The sequence below is a fragment of the Paenibacillus melissococcoides genome, assembly GCA_944800085.1.
GTDB lineage: Bacteria > Bacillota > Bacilli > Paenibacillales > Paenibacillaceae > Paenibacillus_B > Paenibacillus_B melissococcoides.
The window spans coordinates 466,723-483,406 of record CALYLO010000002.1 but is presented as its reverse complement, the minus strand read 5'-3'; the positions used below and the strand labels follow the sequence as shown (position 1 = coordinate 483,406).

At 54.2% G+C, this 16,684-nt stretch carries 14 protein-coding genes; 7 read left to right on the top strand and 7 right to left on the bottom strand.

Translation table 11 applies throughout. From position 1 onward, the window contains the following. Positions 1 to 471 precede the first annotated feature (471 nt). A complete protein-coding gene (locus OCY70_RS10415; RefSeq protein ID WP_213431046.1) occupies positions 472 to 1,164 on the top strand; it encodes a GTP pyrophosphokinase in 693 nt (230 codons plus the stop codon). Positions 1,165 to 1,350: 186 nt separating this feature from the next. Further along, the gene (tlp, locus tag OCY70_RS10410; RefSeq protein ID WP_213431047.1) at positions 1,351 to 1,575 is read left to right on the top strand and encodes a small acid-soluble spore protein Tlp; all 225 of its coding nucleotides are present in this window, start codon (positions 1,351 to 1,353) and stop codon (positions 1,573 to 1,575) included. Between the two features lie 534 nt (positions 1,576 to 2,109). Here the strand turns inward: tlp and OCY70_RS10405 are convergent. After that, a complete protein-coding gene (locus tag OCY70_RS10405) occupies positions 2,110 to 2,955 on the bottom strand; it encodes a M15 family metallopeptidase (RefSeq protein ID WP_213431048.1) in 846 nt (281 codons plus the stop codon). A 297-nt stretch (positions 2,956 to 3,252) separates the two neighbouring features. Here OCY70_RS10405 and OCY70_RS10400 point away from each other — a divergent pair, with 297 nt between their 5' ends. Together OCY70_RS10400 and OCY70_RS10395 are read left to right on the top strand one after the other, a co-directional pair. After that, entirely contained in the window at positions 3,253 to 4,290 is a 1,038-nt protein-coding gene (locus OCY70_RS10400) for a YheC/YheD family endospore coat-associated protein (RefSeq protein ID WP_213431049.1), read from the top strand. Beyond that, a complete protein-coding gene (locus OCY70_RS10395) occupies positions 4,287 to 4,775 on the top strand; it encodes a hypothetical protein (protein WP_213431050.1) in 489 nt (162 codons plus the stop codon). Before OCY70_RS10400 ends, OCY70_RS10395 begins: the two co-directional genes overlap by 4 nt. 177 nt (positions 4,776 to 4,952) lie before the next feature. On the opposite strand, the gene OCY70_RS10390 is transcribed toward OCY70_RS10395, so the two are convergent. The 3 genes from OCY70_RS10390 to OCY70_RS10380 all read right to left on the bottom strand — a co-directional run bounded on the left by OCY70_RS10390 (position 4,953) and on the right by OCY70_RS10380 (position 7,519). Then, positions 4,953 to 6,341 (bottom strand): dicarboxylate/amino acid:cation symporter, encoded by a 1,389-nt coding sequence (locus OCY70_RS10390; RefSeq protein ID WP_213431051.1) that lies wholly within the window; start codon positions 6,339 to 6,341, stop codon positions 4,953 to 4,955. A 36-nt stretch (positions 6,342 to 6,377) separates the two neighbouring features. Next, positions 6,378 to 6,695 (bottom strand): hypothetical protein, encoded by a 318-nt coding sequence (locus OCY70_RS10385; RefSeq protein ID WP_213431052.1) that lies wholly within the window; start codon positions 6,693 to 6,695, stop codon positions 6,378 to 6,380. Between the two features lie 578 nt (positions 6,696 to 7,273). After that, positions 7,274 to 7,519 (bottom strand): hypothetical protein, encoded by a 246-nt coding sequence (locus OCY70_RS10380; protein WP_213431053.1) that lies wholly within the window; start codon positions 7,517 to 7,519, stop codon positions 7,274 to 7,276. Positions 7,520 to 7,921: 402 nt separating this feature from the next. Here OCY70_RS10380 and OCY70_RS10375 point away from each other — a divergent pair, with 402 nt between their 5' ends. After that, the gene (locus OCY70_RS10375) at positions 7,922 to 9,112 is read left to right on the top strand and encodes an IS4 family transposase (RefSeq protein WP_261944831.1); all 1,191 of its coding nucleotides are present in this window, start codon (positions 7,922 to 7,924) and stop codon (positions 9,110 to 9,112) included. A gap of 491 nt (positions 9,113 to 9,603) precedes the next feature. On the opposite strand, the gene OCY70_RS10370 is transcribed toward OCY70_RS10375, so the two are convergent. The 3 genes from OCY70_RS10370 to OCY70_RS10360 all read right to left on the bottom strand — a co-directional run bounded on the left by OCY70_RS10370 (position 9,604) and on the right by OCY70_RS10360 (position 12,876). Continuing rightward, positions 9,604 to 10,902 carry an ABC transporter substrate-binding protein gene (locus OCY70_RS10370; RefSeq protein WP_213430124.1) on the bottom strand — a complete coding sequence of 433 codons (1,299 nt, stop codon included), beginning with the start codon at positions 10,900 to 10,902 and terminating at the stop codon, positions 9,604 to 9,606. A 256-nt stretch (positions 10,903 to 11,158) separates the two neighbouring features. Beyond that, entirely contained in the window at positions 11,159 to 11,995 is an 837-nt protein-coding gene (locus OCY70_RS10365) for a carbohydrate ABC transporter permease (protein ID WP_213430123.1), read from the bottom strand. After that, a complete protein-coding gene (locus OCY70_RS10360; RefSeq protein ID WP_213430122.1) occupies positions 11,995 to 12,876 on the bottom strand; it encodes a carbohydrate ABC transporter permease in 882 nt (293 codons plus the stop codon). Before OCY70_RS10360 ends, OCY70_RS10365 begins: the two co-directional genes overlap by 1 nt. A 164-nt stretch (positions 12,877 to 13,040) precedes the next feature. Here OCY70_RS10360 and OCY70_RS10355 point away from each other — a divergent pair, with 164 nt between their 5' ends. Together OCY70_RS10355 and OCY70_RS10350 are read left to right on the top strand one after the other, a co-directional pair. Beyond that, entirely contained in the window at positions 13,041 to 14,900 is a 1,860-nt protein-coding gene (locus OCY70_RS10355; RefSeq protein ID WP_213430121.1) for a sensor histidine kinase, read from the top strand. Continuing rightward, positions 14,881 to 16,515, top strand: coding sequence for a response regulator (locus tag OCY70_RS10350; protein WP_213430120.1), 1,635 nt, complete (start codon positions 14,881 to 14,883; stop codon positions 16,513 to 16,515). The genes OCY70_RS10355 and OCY70_RS10350 overlap by 20 nt, the downstream gene beginning before the upstream one ends. The last annotated feature ends 169 nt before the right edge of the window (positions 16,516 to 16,684 follow it).

Here is a 16,684-nt window from a genome sequence, read left to right as displayed (position 1 = left end):
GGCCCCTTATCCCCTATACACAGGACGGCGCGGATCGAAACAGACCCTTCACACAATCGGGGTAATGCTCCCTCCGTTCTTCCATGGCGGGCATGCGATCCGTTGCCGTGCAGAGCCGGTTCCAGAACCAAGCCTCTTGTTCAACGTATGCGCAACTGATACAGAACATGTACAACAACTGCTTCACAAATCGGGCGCCCCGCAAGCCCGCATCAGCCATGATATACCGGGGGTGATTTATTATACTACGAAGGAACCCGCGATTACTATGGGAAAGGAGATGCCTTTTTTGGCCAAGCCTGCGCGGCCTGCGCGGCTCCATTCCGAAGCGGCTGGGCATCGATCGCCGGATGGGCGTGCTTTGATATTCTGCCCCCGAATCCGTTACAATAGAAGAAGCATACGGGCAATCCGGTAATCCATTTTTGCCGATGTCTCTTGCATACTACGCAATTACACGAGGAGATTCGTATGTCACAGACCGATATCATTATGAAGCAGTACGAAGAAGTGAAGCAGCTCCCGACATTGTATCAGTTGGCTCTGGAAGAGCTCGAGACCAAGATCAAGGTCATCCAAGCGGAGTGGAAGCTTCGGAACGGCTATGAGCCCATCGAGCATATTAAGACACGTCTCAAGGAGCCGAGCAGCATTTTCAACAAGCTGCAGCGCAAGGGCCTTCCGCTCACCCTCGATTCGATTGTGAACAAGATCTATGACGTGGCTGGAATGCGGATCGTATGCGCGTTCGTCAAAGACATCTACCTGATACTCGATCATTTGAAGACCCGCGACGATATCCGCATTACCGAAATCAAGGACTATATCGCCAATCCGAAGGGGAACGGCTATCAGAGCCTTCATATTATTGTCCAGGTGCCGCTGGTCTTGTTCGAGGATACGCGCTGGATATATGTGGAGATCCAACTGCGGACGCTGGCCATGGATTTCTGGGCGAGCCTGGAGCACATTATTTATTATAAATTCGAGCAGCAGGTGCCTTCTCACGTCATTAAGGAATTGACGGAAGCGGCCAAAGCCGTGGACGAGCTGGATCGGAAGATGCTTGATTTGCGCAAAGAGATATTGTCTTACAATCATGAGGACTGGCTCAAAGGAATTCAGAATGGCCTGTCTCTGCGCGACATTGCGTCAGCGCCATAGAATGGGCGAATCGCGCGTTCCTGTTCTTCCCGTCCAGTCCGGCAGCCATCCAGCATAAAAAGCGGGCGGCTGATGCAACTTATCAAATGACGCCACGAACGCGGACATGCTCAGGCGGACCTTCGGGTCCGTCTGTCTTGTCGCGTCGCGTCCACCATACTCGGGAAGGCAAAGGAGGCCTTGCATATGCCAAAGCCGGACAACCGGGCGGACAATGCAGCGCATATTCAGAATGCAATCGACAATACCGTGGAGAACCTGCGGGAGAGCGAGCAGTATTTGTCGGCGCATGCAGATGAAATAAGCGAAGGCGAGCAAGCGCAGCTGAAGGCGAAGAACGAACGCCGCCGCCACAGCATCGAATCGCTGGCGGACGAGCGCCGTGACGAGCAGCCGTACACCAAAGAGTAGTCTGCACGCATAGAGAACCGGGGGAAGGGGAGCTTCCTCCGGTTCTCTGCGTTACGTGCGCCGTTTCTCTTTCCTTGCCTGGATGCTTATATTGACTGCCTTTTACTTCCCTATCCGCGTATCGTCATCCTTGCCGCCTTTGAGCCATTATCCCCTTCGCTCATATGCTCGCGTTATTCCCGCCGTTGTCCTGGCGGTGTTCTTGTTTCTATGTCCCTTGTTCCGCTATCCCATAGCGTCCTATTCGCTTCCTTTACTCCATTATCCCATACGCTCATAAGCTTGCGCCGTTCAGGCATCCTCTCGTCTGGTTCTGTTTTAGGCCGCATGATCGAGTATCCCATTCGCTCATATACAGAAGCTTTACATCTGTTTCCTTCGAGCCTCCCCGATCTCTTTCTCCGCCAGCCGGTGCCGTGCGAGCGGAGCAGCAGACAAACGCTAACGGACGGACCGGGCCCGCCCAAGATATAAAATATGCCGGAGACGGTCACCCATCTCCGGCTTTCTTTTCCGAATCGTGATAAAGAAGTGCTATTGCAAAAATTGCTCCAATGTCGTTCCTTCGCTATATATCGCGTCAGCGGCTTCCTTCCCGACATAGCGGATATGCCATGGCTCGTACACATAGCCGGTAATCGATTCGCCATCCTTCGGATAGCGGATGATGAAGCCATATTCATGGGCGTGTTCCGCAAGCCATTTTCCTTCTTCCGAATCGCCGAATACCTCTTCCAGCACGTTGCCTACGCTTGGGCTGGATACGTCAATCGCCAGCCCGGTCTGGTGCTCGCTCGTTCCCGGAACGGCACTAACGCGGGAAGCATACTCTTTCCCTTGCGTCTCGACATAATGATTGAACAGCGATTGCTGACGCTGGTACGAGCGGTAGCCCGAGACGGCGTTCAGCGTGATGCCATCCTGCTCCGCGCCGGCGAACAGCGCTTCCAGCGCTTCGGCCGCTTCCTTGCGCATATGGCGCTTCTCATGCGGCTCATCGAACGAGAACTTGACATTCGGCTCTACCAAATCCGGAGGCTCATATCCATCCGGCAAATACCGCTCCTTATTCACGACAACCATAATCGATTCTTCATTCGTTACGACGGCTCGTCCGTCCACTTCCTGCACCGTATTCGCCAGGGCGAATTCCGACTTCATTTGTGCAATGGCGTCGACGGCCCCTTCATTATCCGTATCGCTCCCGGATTCCGCTGAATGATCAGGATCGGGGGATGGCGTCAGGGCCGGATCAACCTCGGTCTGGCCCGATTGCGGCTCTCCCGCCTGACTGCTGCTCGATGCCTGGCAACCGCTAAGCAAGAGGGCTACACCCAATGCTGCGATTAGACACCGGACGGCCATACGGTTCTGGTTCATTCGAGTATCCCCTCTCTCAATCTTGACTCGCAGCTTGCTGCTAGATTGAGAGTCTATTATATCGCATTCTATCGGCGATTTCGAATAGTAAGAGATTTGCCGCTTTCCCTGAATAGACAGTCACACTTCTCCGGTTCAAGCGATATGCTATAGTACGATCGCATACGGAAGGAGCCGCCGTGCAATCAACTTGGACAGCCCGCCCATGGGCTGTACCTGCAGCGGAATCAGCTGTGCCGCATTGAACCGCAGTCACAATCCCGGCCGCCGCTTTCTCGGCCAAGGAGGTGATATCAGATGAAGCAGAGACATCCGGTAATTGGAATTTTCACATACCGCAGGGGCACCCGGTTCACGGAATCCTTCGTCTTCCGCCAATGGGTGGAGATCGGCAGGAAGCTGGGGGCCAATGTGTATGTATTCAATGAATCAGACATCCGCCTCCGCCAAAAGCGGATTCGCGGGTTCAAGTTCACCCGTTTCGGCTGGACTGCCGCGATGGAGCCTTGGCCTGACATCGTCATCGACCGGAGACGCAGCAATTGGAACGCCGCCTTCCGCATTATGCGGAACCGCTCGCTTTTCCCCTATGCCAACGATAAATTCGTGCTCAAGTCCAAAGCGTTGGAAATGTTCTCCGAGGATGAAAGAACCGCCCGCTGGCTTCCGAAGACATTGCCTTATTCCGAACGGAATCTGAGAAGCATGCTGGCCCAATATCCGCTCATCTATGCGAAGCCCAGCAACGGAACCGGCGGAATGGGCGTCGTCCGCATCCAGGCGAAGCAGGGCAGGTATGAAGTCTGGGGACGGGAACGAAGCTTCGGCTTGCGCAATGTCCGGCTGCGTCATCGGGGCGAGGTCGTTCGCTGGCTCGCGCATTGGACCCGTTCGCAGCGCATTCGCAACGGTTCATTTGTCCTTCAGCAGGGCATAGATACAGAGATTCTCCCCGAAAGAACCGCCGATGCCCGCGTCCTTCATCAAAAAAACGGAGAGGGCGAATGGGTGACGACAGGAATGGCTATCCGCGTCGGCACGCCGCGCAGCCCGAATTCCAATCTGGCGGGGCAACGGGGCAGTGCAGCGCTGCCGTTCCTTCCGTTCATGGAGAAGCACTTTGGGACCGAGCAGGCGAAGGCCATTGAAGAGGAATGCCGTTGTCTGGCGCAGCGCCTGACCGAAGTGATCGAAGAAAAGATCGGCTCCCTGTTCGAGATCGGGATCGACCTGGCTGTAGATAAGGCCGGCAAAATATGGCTGCTGGAGGTCAATCCGAAGCCGAGCCGGGATCCCGCAAGATCGGCGATAAGGAAGCGTACCGGAATGCCTTGACGTACCCGATCGCTTATGCGATGTATTTGGCACAGCAGCGATATGGGAAGGCAGAACACAAGATGGTCCAAATTCATGATCAGCACAAGGAAGAGAAAGCCGTCCTGGAACAGGAAGAAAAACAAGAACAGCAGGGGCAACAAGTAGAACAAGCGCAACAAGCACAACAAATACAGCAAGTGCAACATGTTCAACAAGTCCAATATGTTCAATATGCAGAACAAGTGCCGCAGGGGCAACAAAAGGTACAAGATGCCCGACAGGTACAGGAAATACAAAAAGTACAAGAAACTCAACGGATAGACCAAATACAAGTACAAGAAGAAATAAAAGTACAACAAGGCCACCCGCAACCAGAGCAGCATGTGCAACATCAGCAGGAACCGGTGCAGGAGCAAAAGCAGACGCTGAAGCAAGAGGAAGAGCAGGAGTTCCTCGTGCGGGTCAGCGGACACAGCCCGAATCCGGAACGCGAAGAGGCTTGACCATCCCGCCCATTCACGCACCGCTCTGCCGATGCCCCGGCCTCCTGATTCAGTATAAGAACCCGCCAGGCCTAACCGGCTTGGCGGTTTTTTTCGTCGGGACCTTATAGACTTCGAGCAAATCACTGACGCTTCCTCTGCAAAAGCGCAAACGTTGTTGTTTTCTGCAATTCGAGGTTACACGGATACGGTACCTTGGCTTGGCGCCGATTCCGTGTTGAAGTCAATCTCCCCGTCCGGATCGCGATGGAACGCCTCGCGGTCGAATTCGCCCTCGCTGCTGGCGACCAGCAGGGAGGCGACGGTCGTTCCTGTCGCGTTCACCGTAGTGCGGGCCATATCGACGATCGCATCGACGCCGAGCACAAGAGCAAAGCCTTCGAGCGGCAGACCGGCCTGCACCAGCACGACCGTCGTCGAGATCGAGGCCGGGCCGGGGACGCCGGCAACGCCGACGGAAGCCAACGTCGCGGCGCCGATGATGAGAAGGTAATCGGCGATATTGAGATCAATGCCGTAGACCCGGGCGATGAACACGGCGACGATGGCCGGGTAAATGCCGCCGCAGCCGTTCATGTTAATCGTCGCCCCGAGCGGCGCCACGAAGCTGGCTATCCGGTCCGAGACCTTCATCCGCTTCGTAATCACTTCCAGGTTGACGGGCAGCGTCGCGTAGCTACTGCGCGTCGTGAAGGCGACCGCCATCGTCGGGTACGCTTTCTTGAAAAACCGGATCGGATTGACGCGGGCGCCGAATGCGACAAGCGATCCGAACGTAATTATCATATGGATGAGGCACGCCGCATAGACAGCGATAATGAACCACGCCAATTCCTTCAAGGTGGACAGTCCGTATTTCGCGGACATCGATGTCATGAGTCCCAGCACTCCGTAAGGCGTCAGCCGGATAACGAATTTGGTGACGCGAAACATAATATGAGAGAACGATTGGAAAAACGAGCGGACCGGCTGCACCCGCTCCGGGTTCCGCGTCCCTTCGTATATGATGGCGACGGCGATGAAGGCTGCGAATATAATGACCGGCACCACTTTGCCTTCACCCATCTCGTTAATCGGGTTCGACGGGACGAGATCAAGCACCACCTGGCGGAAGCTCGGAATCTCGCGCGCCTGGAAATCTTGCGCCGCATCGCCGTTCTGTGCGATCCCGGAACCGGGATCGATGACGAGCGCCGTCCCCAGGCCGATAACCGCCGCGATCGCGGTCGTAATCAGGAAGAGCGCAATGGTCTTCGTCCCGAGCTTTTTCAAGACGGCCGGATCTTTAACGGACGTGATGCTTGTAATGATCGCGGCGAAGACGAGCGGCATCACCACCATTTTGATGAGGCTGACATACAGTGAGCCCAGAATGCTGACGTCCAAAGCCGCCGGACCGAACAGCGCCCCCAACGTCAGCCCGAGCGCCATCGCCAGCAGCACGCGCAGGCCGAAGCCGACCTTGTTCTTCCCCAGCCACCACAGCAGAATGACGAGCAGCAGGGCAACGCCCCAGCTTGCGCAGACATTCCAGTCCCGCAATGTAATCCAAGATTGTTCGTTCATGATCCGTCCTCCTGATAACTTATAATTCCAACATGTTTAATGGGTATTATAAGAATAGGAAGGGCGATCGTCAATTGTTTTTTGCTCGGAGCCTGGTCCGACTCTACTGAAATCTTCCTTTGGAGCAACGGAAGCCGCGTCGAACGGGATGTGGTTTCCGCCATCATAGATGAGGGCCACAGTTGTCCAATAGTGGACAGGCAGCACATCGTTTTGTGTCAGACTTGTAGTCTTTAAATCCTGCTCGTGTCGTGGAACGATGTTTCCCGACTCCAATTTATGAAAGCCTTCCGGTTTTCCCTCCCATTTCAGGGTGCCAGTTTCCGGATCAGTCAAGTTGACTTGCTCTTTCAACGTTTTGGCCCCTCTTGGGGAGGAGCGGCTTTTTTCTGAAAGCGTCCCGTTCCTCATTCACGGCTGGTTCCATCTCTAATTTCAACCAGCCCCCCTTGAAGAGTTAGCCGGTTTTACAGCTTAGACCCAAAAAGAAAGAAGAGCTAAGCAAGACTTTAAACTGCTTAACTCTTCTTTCAATGGATGATGTCACCGCAGCTTCGGCAGCTCTTTAACAAGGTGTTGTATCAGAAACTCTAAATGTCTTATTTCCTACCCCTAACCATAAATATTTTGTACCGCTTAGCGTAGATCCACCCCAAGGTGTTCACTTGAAACTTGGTTGTCCCTTAAGTATTGGACTAAATCCCCCTTTGTTTTAAATCCATCACCGTATAGATTATTCTCTGTCTTAACAAAAGTTACATGATCTGTAACTAGTGACATCATCCTTTAAAAGGATATTACCAAAGATATCCAAGGTAAATATGTGAAAGAAATCACAAAATTGAAAGCGTTTGCTTTTATTTTTATCTTGGGAGACTGAATATTGGGGACTATATCTTTTTTAGCCCAGCATCCAGTTTCTATCTATTCACCTATATAGGTTTATAATCGGCATCAGATACTTCAGCAGATATAGTGTCATCTCTTTTCGCAATTTCCTTATTATCCTTAGAGAGCGCTATGATTTGAAATTCTGTTCCCTCAAATCCCTCCATATCCATTAACCAAACTCTGGCATCTTTTCCCGCAATAATTTTAGCTTGCCCTTCAATATTTCGTTTCTTTTCTATAATTTTGATTTGAGTTATCTCTGGATTTCTAATAAGGCCAAAATACATAGGGGAGGATGTTTTTCCTATGGGTGGAAAAGACATATACGTAAAACCAAACCGATTTAACGTTAAATCAATATCTCCTTGTGCTCCACTATAAACTTTATAGTTACCGAATCTTTTTTCTACAACAGCAACTGAAAAATCATTGTTACTAAGTTGATGGTAAAATACGACAATCCCATGCTTCGTGTTTTCTTCATGGATAATATCTATCCGCTCTGGATGTGATGTGCTTAGTGCTTCTTGTCACTAGCGTTGCATCAATCTTTTTACGAAAATTTCTATCCCATAAGTCTCTATATTTGTAACTTATTGAACTATATTCATGGACAAAAATAAAGAAATCTCCTATTGTTGAGTTACCCTAACGTTATCCATAAAACGCCTCAACAAAGGAGATTTCTTATGGATAACGTACCGAATCATAACGTCATTTGTCAATGCCTAAAATGGTTACATGTCCATTCTACTCGACACGAGTCATTGGAGTACCGGGCCCAAAAGCTGTTTGTCGGCTCTTCGACACTCTTATTTGTAGAGGCACAGCTTCAGCAACGAGACTCATACAAAGTCATGTCAGAGCATGTAGCGGCTAATCCTGAATTTCAAGATCTTCTGGGTCTCAAGAGCATAAGCGCTTCTCAACTATCGCGGAAGCTGAAACGGCTGCCTATGGAGTATCTTCAGACGCTCTTTTTCTCGCTCATTGATCGAATCAAGCAACTTACAAAAGGGAAACGCGGCATTACGCCTGGTATTGGGAAACTCAAGCTAATCGATTCATCGGGAATTACACTACCTCCCATTCTCGCGAAATGGTCCTATTGTTCCAAAAGTAGCCATGGCGTGAAGATGCACACCTCCTTGGTCGTTGCGGACTCCAAAACGATGTATCCAGACAAGATCGTCGCTTCAACCAAAGATGTAGCCGATCATGAAGTCGTGTTGGAATTTACAGTGGATAAAGATGCGACCTACGTGATGGACCGAGGATACCAGGTATACGACCATTTTCAGAAATGGGTAGAGGATAAGATTAAATTTGTTTGCCGCGTCAAGCAAAAGAGCCGGTTAACGATCATCAGAAAAAGAGACCTCCCCAAAAGGCAGAATGGGTTTATCCTTGATGCTGATGTGACGATGCCGGAGCTGCCAGCGGTTCTGCGTTTGATTGAGTTTAACGATGACCAAGGGCGTACCTATCGAATTGTAACGAATCGATTTGACTTATCCGCACATCAAATTGCCGAGATTTATCGAAATCGCTGGCATATTGAGTTGTTTTTTAAATGGGTCAAGCAGCATATTCGATTGGTAAAACCCCACGGTTATACGGCCGAAGCGATTTGGAACCAAATGTATATTGCTTTAATCGCGTATGCTCTCTGTTTGCTGATTAAATTAACACTGGACTGTAAAAAGTCGACATGGGACCTCCTCCAGTTGATTCGCATCTATGCGGAAAAACCATGGGAAAATTTGATCGCTGCACTCAACCGCAAGCCGACTCGAACATCTAGAGGTCGACCAAAGCGAAATGGGATACGTCCGAAAAAGGCAACAAAGTCGATGAAACCGAGACTGATTGTGACGTAATGACAAACGAAAACGATTTTTACATATAATGGATAACGCGTAGGGTCTGTTTCCAGCTCGACTTTTTTAGACTTAGCGCGGACATCGCAAATGTAAATATATATCATATATTGATGTTAATTGAAATTAGATTATGAACTAACCGCTCGATGCAACGCTAGTGGCTTCTTGTATGGTTTTTGAACCACTATTGCACCTTACGATAAAAAAAGAAAAAAACAATAATAGTACAACAAAAACATATACCCTTTTCTTCATAAAACCTCTCCCCTTTCTTTAATTGTAAGACCAATGTATATTATCAAACTTCGAAAGTCTATAAGGTAATTTTGATTCGATCACATATGGGAAGCGTCTCTGTCCTCACTCCGAAATCAATAGAAAAATCGGTAGATATGATGGCCATATGGACCTGTCCATTCTATAGACGAGAGGCCGCTCCCTTAGCGGGAACAGCCCCTGGCGTCATTGTGTTCGGTTAGCAGTCCAAGTTACTTTTTCAGATTATCCCAAGCCTTTTGGAATTCATCGAACATTTTATCCTTGTCGGACTTGCCCGCGATATAGGCCTGGATCGAGTTCCCGAATTCCTGCGTGGCGCCGTCCGGATATTTGAACCAGTTCCAGCTCAGGACGCGGTTGTCCTGGCTGTACTTCATCACATCGCCCGCGATGTCGCCCAGATCCTCCGCCGTCGCGTCGATCGTCGACATGGCCGGGATGAACTTGAACTCCTTGGCAATATACTGCTTGCCGATATCGGAGGTAACCATCCAGTTCAGGAACGTCTTCGCTTCTTCCTTCACCTTGGAATTCTTGTTGATGACCCAGTTGTTCGGCACGCCGACGAGCAGCTTGTCATTCTTCGCCGCGTCATTGTCAATCGGCAGCGGCAGCACCCCGAGATTCAAGTTCGGATCGATGCCGTCGATCTGAACCTGGGTCCAGTTGCCCTGCTGCATCATGGCGGCTTCGCCCTTGGCGAACAGCGTCACCTGCGTGTTATAGTCGGTCGTCAGCGGGTTTTTGTTGCCGTACTTTACCGTCAAGTCAAGCAGGTTCACCCAATTCTCGAACTCCGGATTGCCCTTGAACTTCGCGCTGCCGCCGCTCAACCCCTGAATAAAGGCATTGGTGTCCGGCTGCTGCGCAAAAGCGACGTTCAAGTTATGAATCCCGAGAATCCACCATTCCTGATAGCCGTTGGCGAATGGCGTAATGCCGGCGGCCTGCAGCTTCTTCGCGGCTTCTTCCAGCTCGGCCAGCGTCTTCGGCAGTTCGGTAATTCCCGCCTTGGCGAACAGATCCTTGTTATAAATGAAGCCGTACCCTTCCAGGTTCATCGGCATGCCGTACAGCTTGCCGTCCTTGGTCATCGGTTCCTTCGCGAGCGGGAGCACATCCTGCACCCACGGCTGATCCGACAGGTCCTCCAGATGCTCGAACCAGGTCGTCAGCTCCTGGAAGCCGCCGTTATTGAAGATGTCGGGCGCGTCATTGCCCGCGAATTTGGCCTTCAGCGCGGCGCCGTAATCGGCTCCGCCGCCGACCGTCTGAATATCGAGCTTGATATTCGGATGCTCCTTCTCGAATTCCCCCTTCAGCCGGTTCAGCGCCTCCGCGATTTCCACCTTGAATTGGAAAATCTTCACCGTCTTCACGTCCTGCTTGCCGCCCTCCGCCCCGGATGCGGAGGAAGCGTCTCCGCCCGCGTCCTTCGCTCCGCAGCCCGCGAGCATCACCGATACCGCCAGCAGCATGACCAGCGACCATTGTGCCATTCGTCTCATTTGCCAGACCTCCCCTTATGTGTATACCTGATTTTGTTGCGGTTGTGTAGCATATCCGTGTGATAAAGGCTAAGAAAGCCGACGGTCCGCCGCCAGCGGCGGCGACAGCCGCTTGATTCCTCTCCAGTATAGGCTCTATTTGCAAACGGTTACACCGAGAGAATTGACCGAACAGGTGCAATTCATTGACCATTGAAGCACAGGATCGTCTCGCGTTGCGGCTTATGGTCATGACATACCGATTGAGGCATGTATCTTACCCTTTGACCGATCCGGCCGTAATCCCTTCGATAATATAGCGCTGCATCGCCAGGAAGAAGACGACGATCGGCGTAATGCCCAGCACGAGCGCCGGGAGCGCCAAATCCCACTGCTTCGTGTACTGCCCGAAGAACGCATAGGTCGCCAGCGGAATGGTGCGCAGCTCCGCGCTCTGAAGCATGAGGGACGGAAGCAGATAGTCGTTCCAGATCCACAAGCTGTTCAGAATCGCCACCGTGACGAACATCGGCTTCAGCAGCGGCAGCACGATCCGCCAGAAGACCGCATACGGAGAACAGCCGTCGACAACCGCCGCCTCTTCAATTTCCGCAGGAACCGACTTCACGAAGCCGTGGAACAGGAAGATCGAGAGCGGCGCCCCGAAGCCGAGATAACAGATAAGCAGTCCCCAGATGCTGTCCATCAGATGCAAGGTCCCCGTGACCTTGACCAGCGGGATCATGATGGACTGGAACGGAATGACCATCGCCGCGACGAACACCATGAACAGGATCCGGTTGAACCGGGAATTATGCCGCACCATCCGGTAAGCGGCCATGGCGCTGAAGAGGCCGATAAGCAGAATGCCGGCGACCGTCACAAGGAGCGAATTCCCGAAAGCCTGCGGGAACTGCGTGATCTCCCACGCCTTGCGGTAGTTCTCCCATTCGAAGGAGACGGGCCAGCTTGCGGCATTGCTCAGCAGATCGCCGAACGATTTGACGGAATTGACCAGCAAAAAATAGAACGGAACCAGAAAGACAAGTCCGGCCAGCACCATCAGTCCTTCGGTCAGGAGCAGACGTACGCCGTATTTGCGCGCGGATTCCATCAGCTCTCCACCTCCTTGCTCTTGGTGATTTTCACCTGAATCAGGGTAATGACGGCGACGATAACGAAGAACAGAAGCGCTTTGGCCGTTCCGAGACCGTAGCGGTTATTTTGGAACGCCTCCAGATAAATGTTCAGCGCGACCGATTCCGTCGATTTGAACGGGCCGCCCTTCGTGAGCGACAGGTTCAGGTCGAACATTTTGAACGACCAGGAGATGGCGAGGAACAAGCAGACCGTCACCGCCGGCATGACGAGCGGCACGATGACGTGGCGCAGCACCTGCCCGCGGGAAGCGCCGTCAATCTCGGCCGCTTCGAGCACATCCTTCGAAATGTTCGTCATCGCCGCGATGTAGATCACCATCAAGTAACCGGCCGTCTGCCAGACAAAGACGATGATAATGCCCCAGAACGCCGTCGTCTCGTCGCCGAGCCACGGCAGATTGAAGAAGCCGATGCCCGTCAGCTCGCCGATAGCGGCGAAGCCCTTGACGAAGATGAACTGCCAGATGAAGCCGAGCAGCAGGCCGCCGATGACGTTCGGCATGAAGAAAACGGTGCGCAGCGCATTGCGCAGCTTGAGCGGCTTCGTGAGCACGTAAGCGAGCAGGAAGCCGATCAGGTTCGTCAATACGATGCCCGCCACCGTGAACCGCAGCGTGAACCAGAAGGCCGGGAAAAAATCCGAATCCTTCGCGAAAATTTGTCTGAAATTATCGAGTCCTACCCAGGTTACCGACCCGGACACTCCATTCCAATCGGTGAAGGAATAGTACATGCCGAGCAGGAACGGAAAGACGACGATAACGGTAAAAAAGAATGCCGCCGGGCCGATGAAAAAAAGCTGTTGTCCGACTTGGGACCATGTTTTGCGCGACATTCGCCTCTCCCCTTTTCATGTCATGAGTAATATTCGTGTTCAGGAATATCTCTAGTATGACGTCCTTTGAAAGCGGTTGCCACCGCCGGTGGTGAACGAAAAGGTGCAATATATTGACCGCCCCGGGCCGAACGGGTACACTGTGACCGGAGGAGTTGAACATCATGCGCTGGAACAGCATCCGCACCAAGCTTATTCTGTTCATGCTCATTGCGGCGATCGTGCCGACGGTCGCGACGATGGTCGTGTCTTACAGCTATACGACCGACTCATTGAAGCGGCGGGCCATCGAAGAGAACCGCCAACTTATGTTTCAGGGGAAGACCAATCTCGGCAATTTGCTGGATAATTTGAACCGGACGTCGCTGGCGGTCTATACGGATCATGAATTTTTCCGGCAGCTCGAGTTGGGTTACGACGATTACACCGCGGAAGCGAATACCTATGTCTCCTTGCAAAATATCGCCGCCGCGATGGGCGACATCTGGCAGGTCTATTTATACCGGAACAAGCAGCAGCGGGCGACGCTAGTCATCCAAAGCCTGCCGCGGCGCATGCATGACGTCGCGCTCGACGAGAACGTCCGCCGCTATGCGGAGGAGGGGATAAGCATGCAGCCGACCCATCTGAGCGGAATGTACGGCTTCAACGCGTCGCCTTATTATTTCCCGAGCGTTCAAGTGTTCACGCTTCATCGTCCCATCTACCGCATGCCGTCAAGCGAGCGGCTCGGCTACCTGTCCATCGACGTCAAATTGGAAGCGCTGTCGCGGATTGCGGAGCAGCTTTACGCCCGGGACAAGGAGCAGTTCTATTTGGTCGATGACGAAGGCGTCATTTTCTATTCAGGAGATCGGGAGGCAATCGGGCGCCCGTTCCAGGAGACCGGACACGATCTTGCCCCGTTCCTGGCATCGCCTAGCGGCAGCAACGAAGCGGACGGCTCTCTCTTCGTTCATGAGCGGGTCGAGACGCCGCTGGTCAATATGACGCTGATCAAAATCATTCCGAAGCATGTGCTGCTGGAGGAAGCGAACCGGGCCGCCGTCGTCAACATGCTGCTGATCGCGCTATCGCTCGTTGTCATCATTATCGCGACGATAATCGTGTCGTTCCGGATTACCCGGCCGATCCGCCAGCTCGTCCGCTATATCAGCCAGGTCCAGACCGGCAATCTGCACGTCGACATCCAGCCTTCCGGCAATGACGAGATCGGCGTCGTATCCAAGCGCTTCCGCAATATGGTGGACCGGCTTAACAATCTTATCGTGCGCGAGTACCAGCTCGAGATCGCGAACAAGACGAATCAGTTGAAAGCGCTGCAGGCGCAGATCAATCCGCATTTCATGAACAATGCGTTGCAATCGATCGGCACGCTGGCGCTGCAGCACAAGGCGCCCCGGATTTATAAGCTCGTCACCGCGCTCGCCCGCATGATGCGCTACAGCATGTATACGGAGGAGAGCATCGTGACGCTACGGGAGGAGATCGATCATGCGAAGGCCTACCTGCAGCTCCAGGCGCAGCGGTTCGAGAACGCCTTCGACGCGCGCTTCGAGCTCGATCCGGGCACGCTGGATCTGTCCGTGCCGAAGATGACGCTCCAGCCGCTGATCGAGAATTATTTCAAGCACGGGCTGGAGCAGGAGCGCTCCGGCGGCTGGCTGCGGATTGCCAGCCGGATTGTCAGCCGTCCTGCCGATGGCGAAGAGACGGAAAGGATCGAGATTATCGTCGAGGACAACGGCCGCGGCATGCCGCTGCAGCGGCGAATCGAGCTGAATGAACGGCTGGCGAAGGTCCATCCGGAGCGGCTCGGCATCCGCACGAGCCACGATCTGTGGCGCGGCGCCGCAGCCGACGAGACCTCGTCCGGCATCGGCCTCGTCAATGTGCTGACGCGGCTGCAGCTGTTCAGCAGCGGGAAGGCGAAGCTGCGGATCGAGGCCGTCGAGCCGCACGGCACCCGCATCACGATACTCATCAAGGGGGAGCTAGACTCGAATGGAAGTGTTAATCATTGACGATGAAAAGCATGTCCGCGAGGCGATCCGGCTGCTGGTGGACTGGGAGCATCACGGGATCACGGCGATCCGCGAGGCGCAGGACGGCAAACAGGCGATCGAGCTGCTGGCCGCCCGCAAGCCCCAGATCGTCATAACGGACATGATGATGCCCCGGCTCGACGGAACCGGGGTGATGGAATGGATCAGCCGCCATGCGCCCGCCTGCAAGGTAATCGCTATCAGCGGCCACGACGACTTCGCGCTCGTGCGCCATACGTTGCAGCATGGCGGCATCGACTATATTCTGAAGCCAATCGATCCGGAGGCGATCAATGAAGCGGTCGCCAAGGCCGTGGAGGCGTGGCGGCACGAGGAGGCGGAACGGCAGGCCAGCCATATGCAGCGCATGCAGGTGAACGAGTTCAAGCCGCTCGTCTCGGAGAAGCTCTGGTCGAGCCTGCTCGACGATCCGGCGGTGTATGAAGCGAACGTCCGCCGGCTGGCGTCGGAATTCGGCCTCCCGGCCGGCATCTCCCGCATCCGGCTCGCGATCGCCCGCGTGCCGGCGGGAAGCCGCGAATTCCGCGGCAAATTCGGCGATGATGTCCAGCTTCTGTTCTACACGCTGGTCAACATTGCCGCCGATTTCGTGAACCCGCCCGGGCGCGTGCGGGGCGCGGCGTTCCGCTACTGGAGCGCCGGAAGCGAGCTGGCGATCGTCCTGTGGGAGGACGCCGCCGAGCTGGAGGCCTTGCTCCAGCGCATCAATGCCGGCTTGGTGCAGACGGTGCAGCGGAAGCTGCACTTCGGGACAAGCGGCAGCCAGCCCTTCCCCGCCGGCCTGAACGCGGCCTACGCGCAGGCCAAGGAAGCCCTGGCGCGGCGCAATCTGATGGAGGCCGGCATCGAGGTGCATCCGTTCCGGGACGGAACGGAGCCGGGTGCCGCGGCGCCTGTCCGGCTGTCCGCCGCCGCGGACGATTGGGCGCTGGCGGCGCAGAGCGGCCAGGCCGATCGGCTCGCGGCCGCCGTCCGGCGCTGGAGCGAGCCGCTGCGCAGCCGCGGCGTGCTGACGCCGGCGATGCGGGCGCAGTGCCTGAAGGAATGGGAGGCGCTTCGCACCCGCCTCGTGCAGGAAGCCGCCCCGGACAGCGCAATCGCCTCCGGCCTGCTGGAGAGGCTGGAGGCCGAGGATCCGCTCCGTCAGCTGGCGGATCGGGACGGCCTGACCTGGGAAGAATGGGAACGGCACTGGCTGGAGGCGCTGCAGCGCCTGTCCGATGCCCTGTCCGCCCGGCAGGGCCGGGAGCAGCATATTATTTTCGACATCGCCCGCTACGTGGAGCAGCACTACAATGAGGACCTGTCGCTGCAGGATATGGCCGAGCGGTTCTATGTCAGCCGGGAATACATTTCCCGCAAGTTCAAGCAGCAGTTCGGCATTAATCTGTCCGACTATTGGACAGGCATCCGCATTGAGAAGGCGAAGCGGCTCCTGTTGAACCCCCATCTCCGTATTGCCCAGGTCGGAGAGATGGTCGGCTATCAGGACGAGAAGTATTTCAGCAAAGTGTTCAAAAAAGTGGAGGGCGTCTCGCCCAACCTGTACCGCAAGCAGCATGGCGGAGCCTAACCGATAGAACAAGACCCTGAATCTGTGCCAGCGGGCAGAGAATTCAGGGTCTTGTTCGTTTATCCGGACGCCGCGCAGTGACGTTCCGGCATCATCCGGCCGCCCTTTTCGGTACTAGCTGACAAAATTGAAAGATTGCGGGACAACACCGTTATTTTCGGGCGGCTTC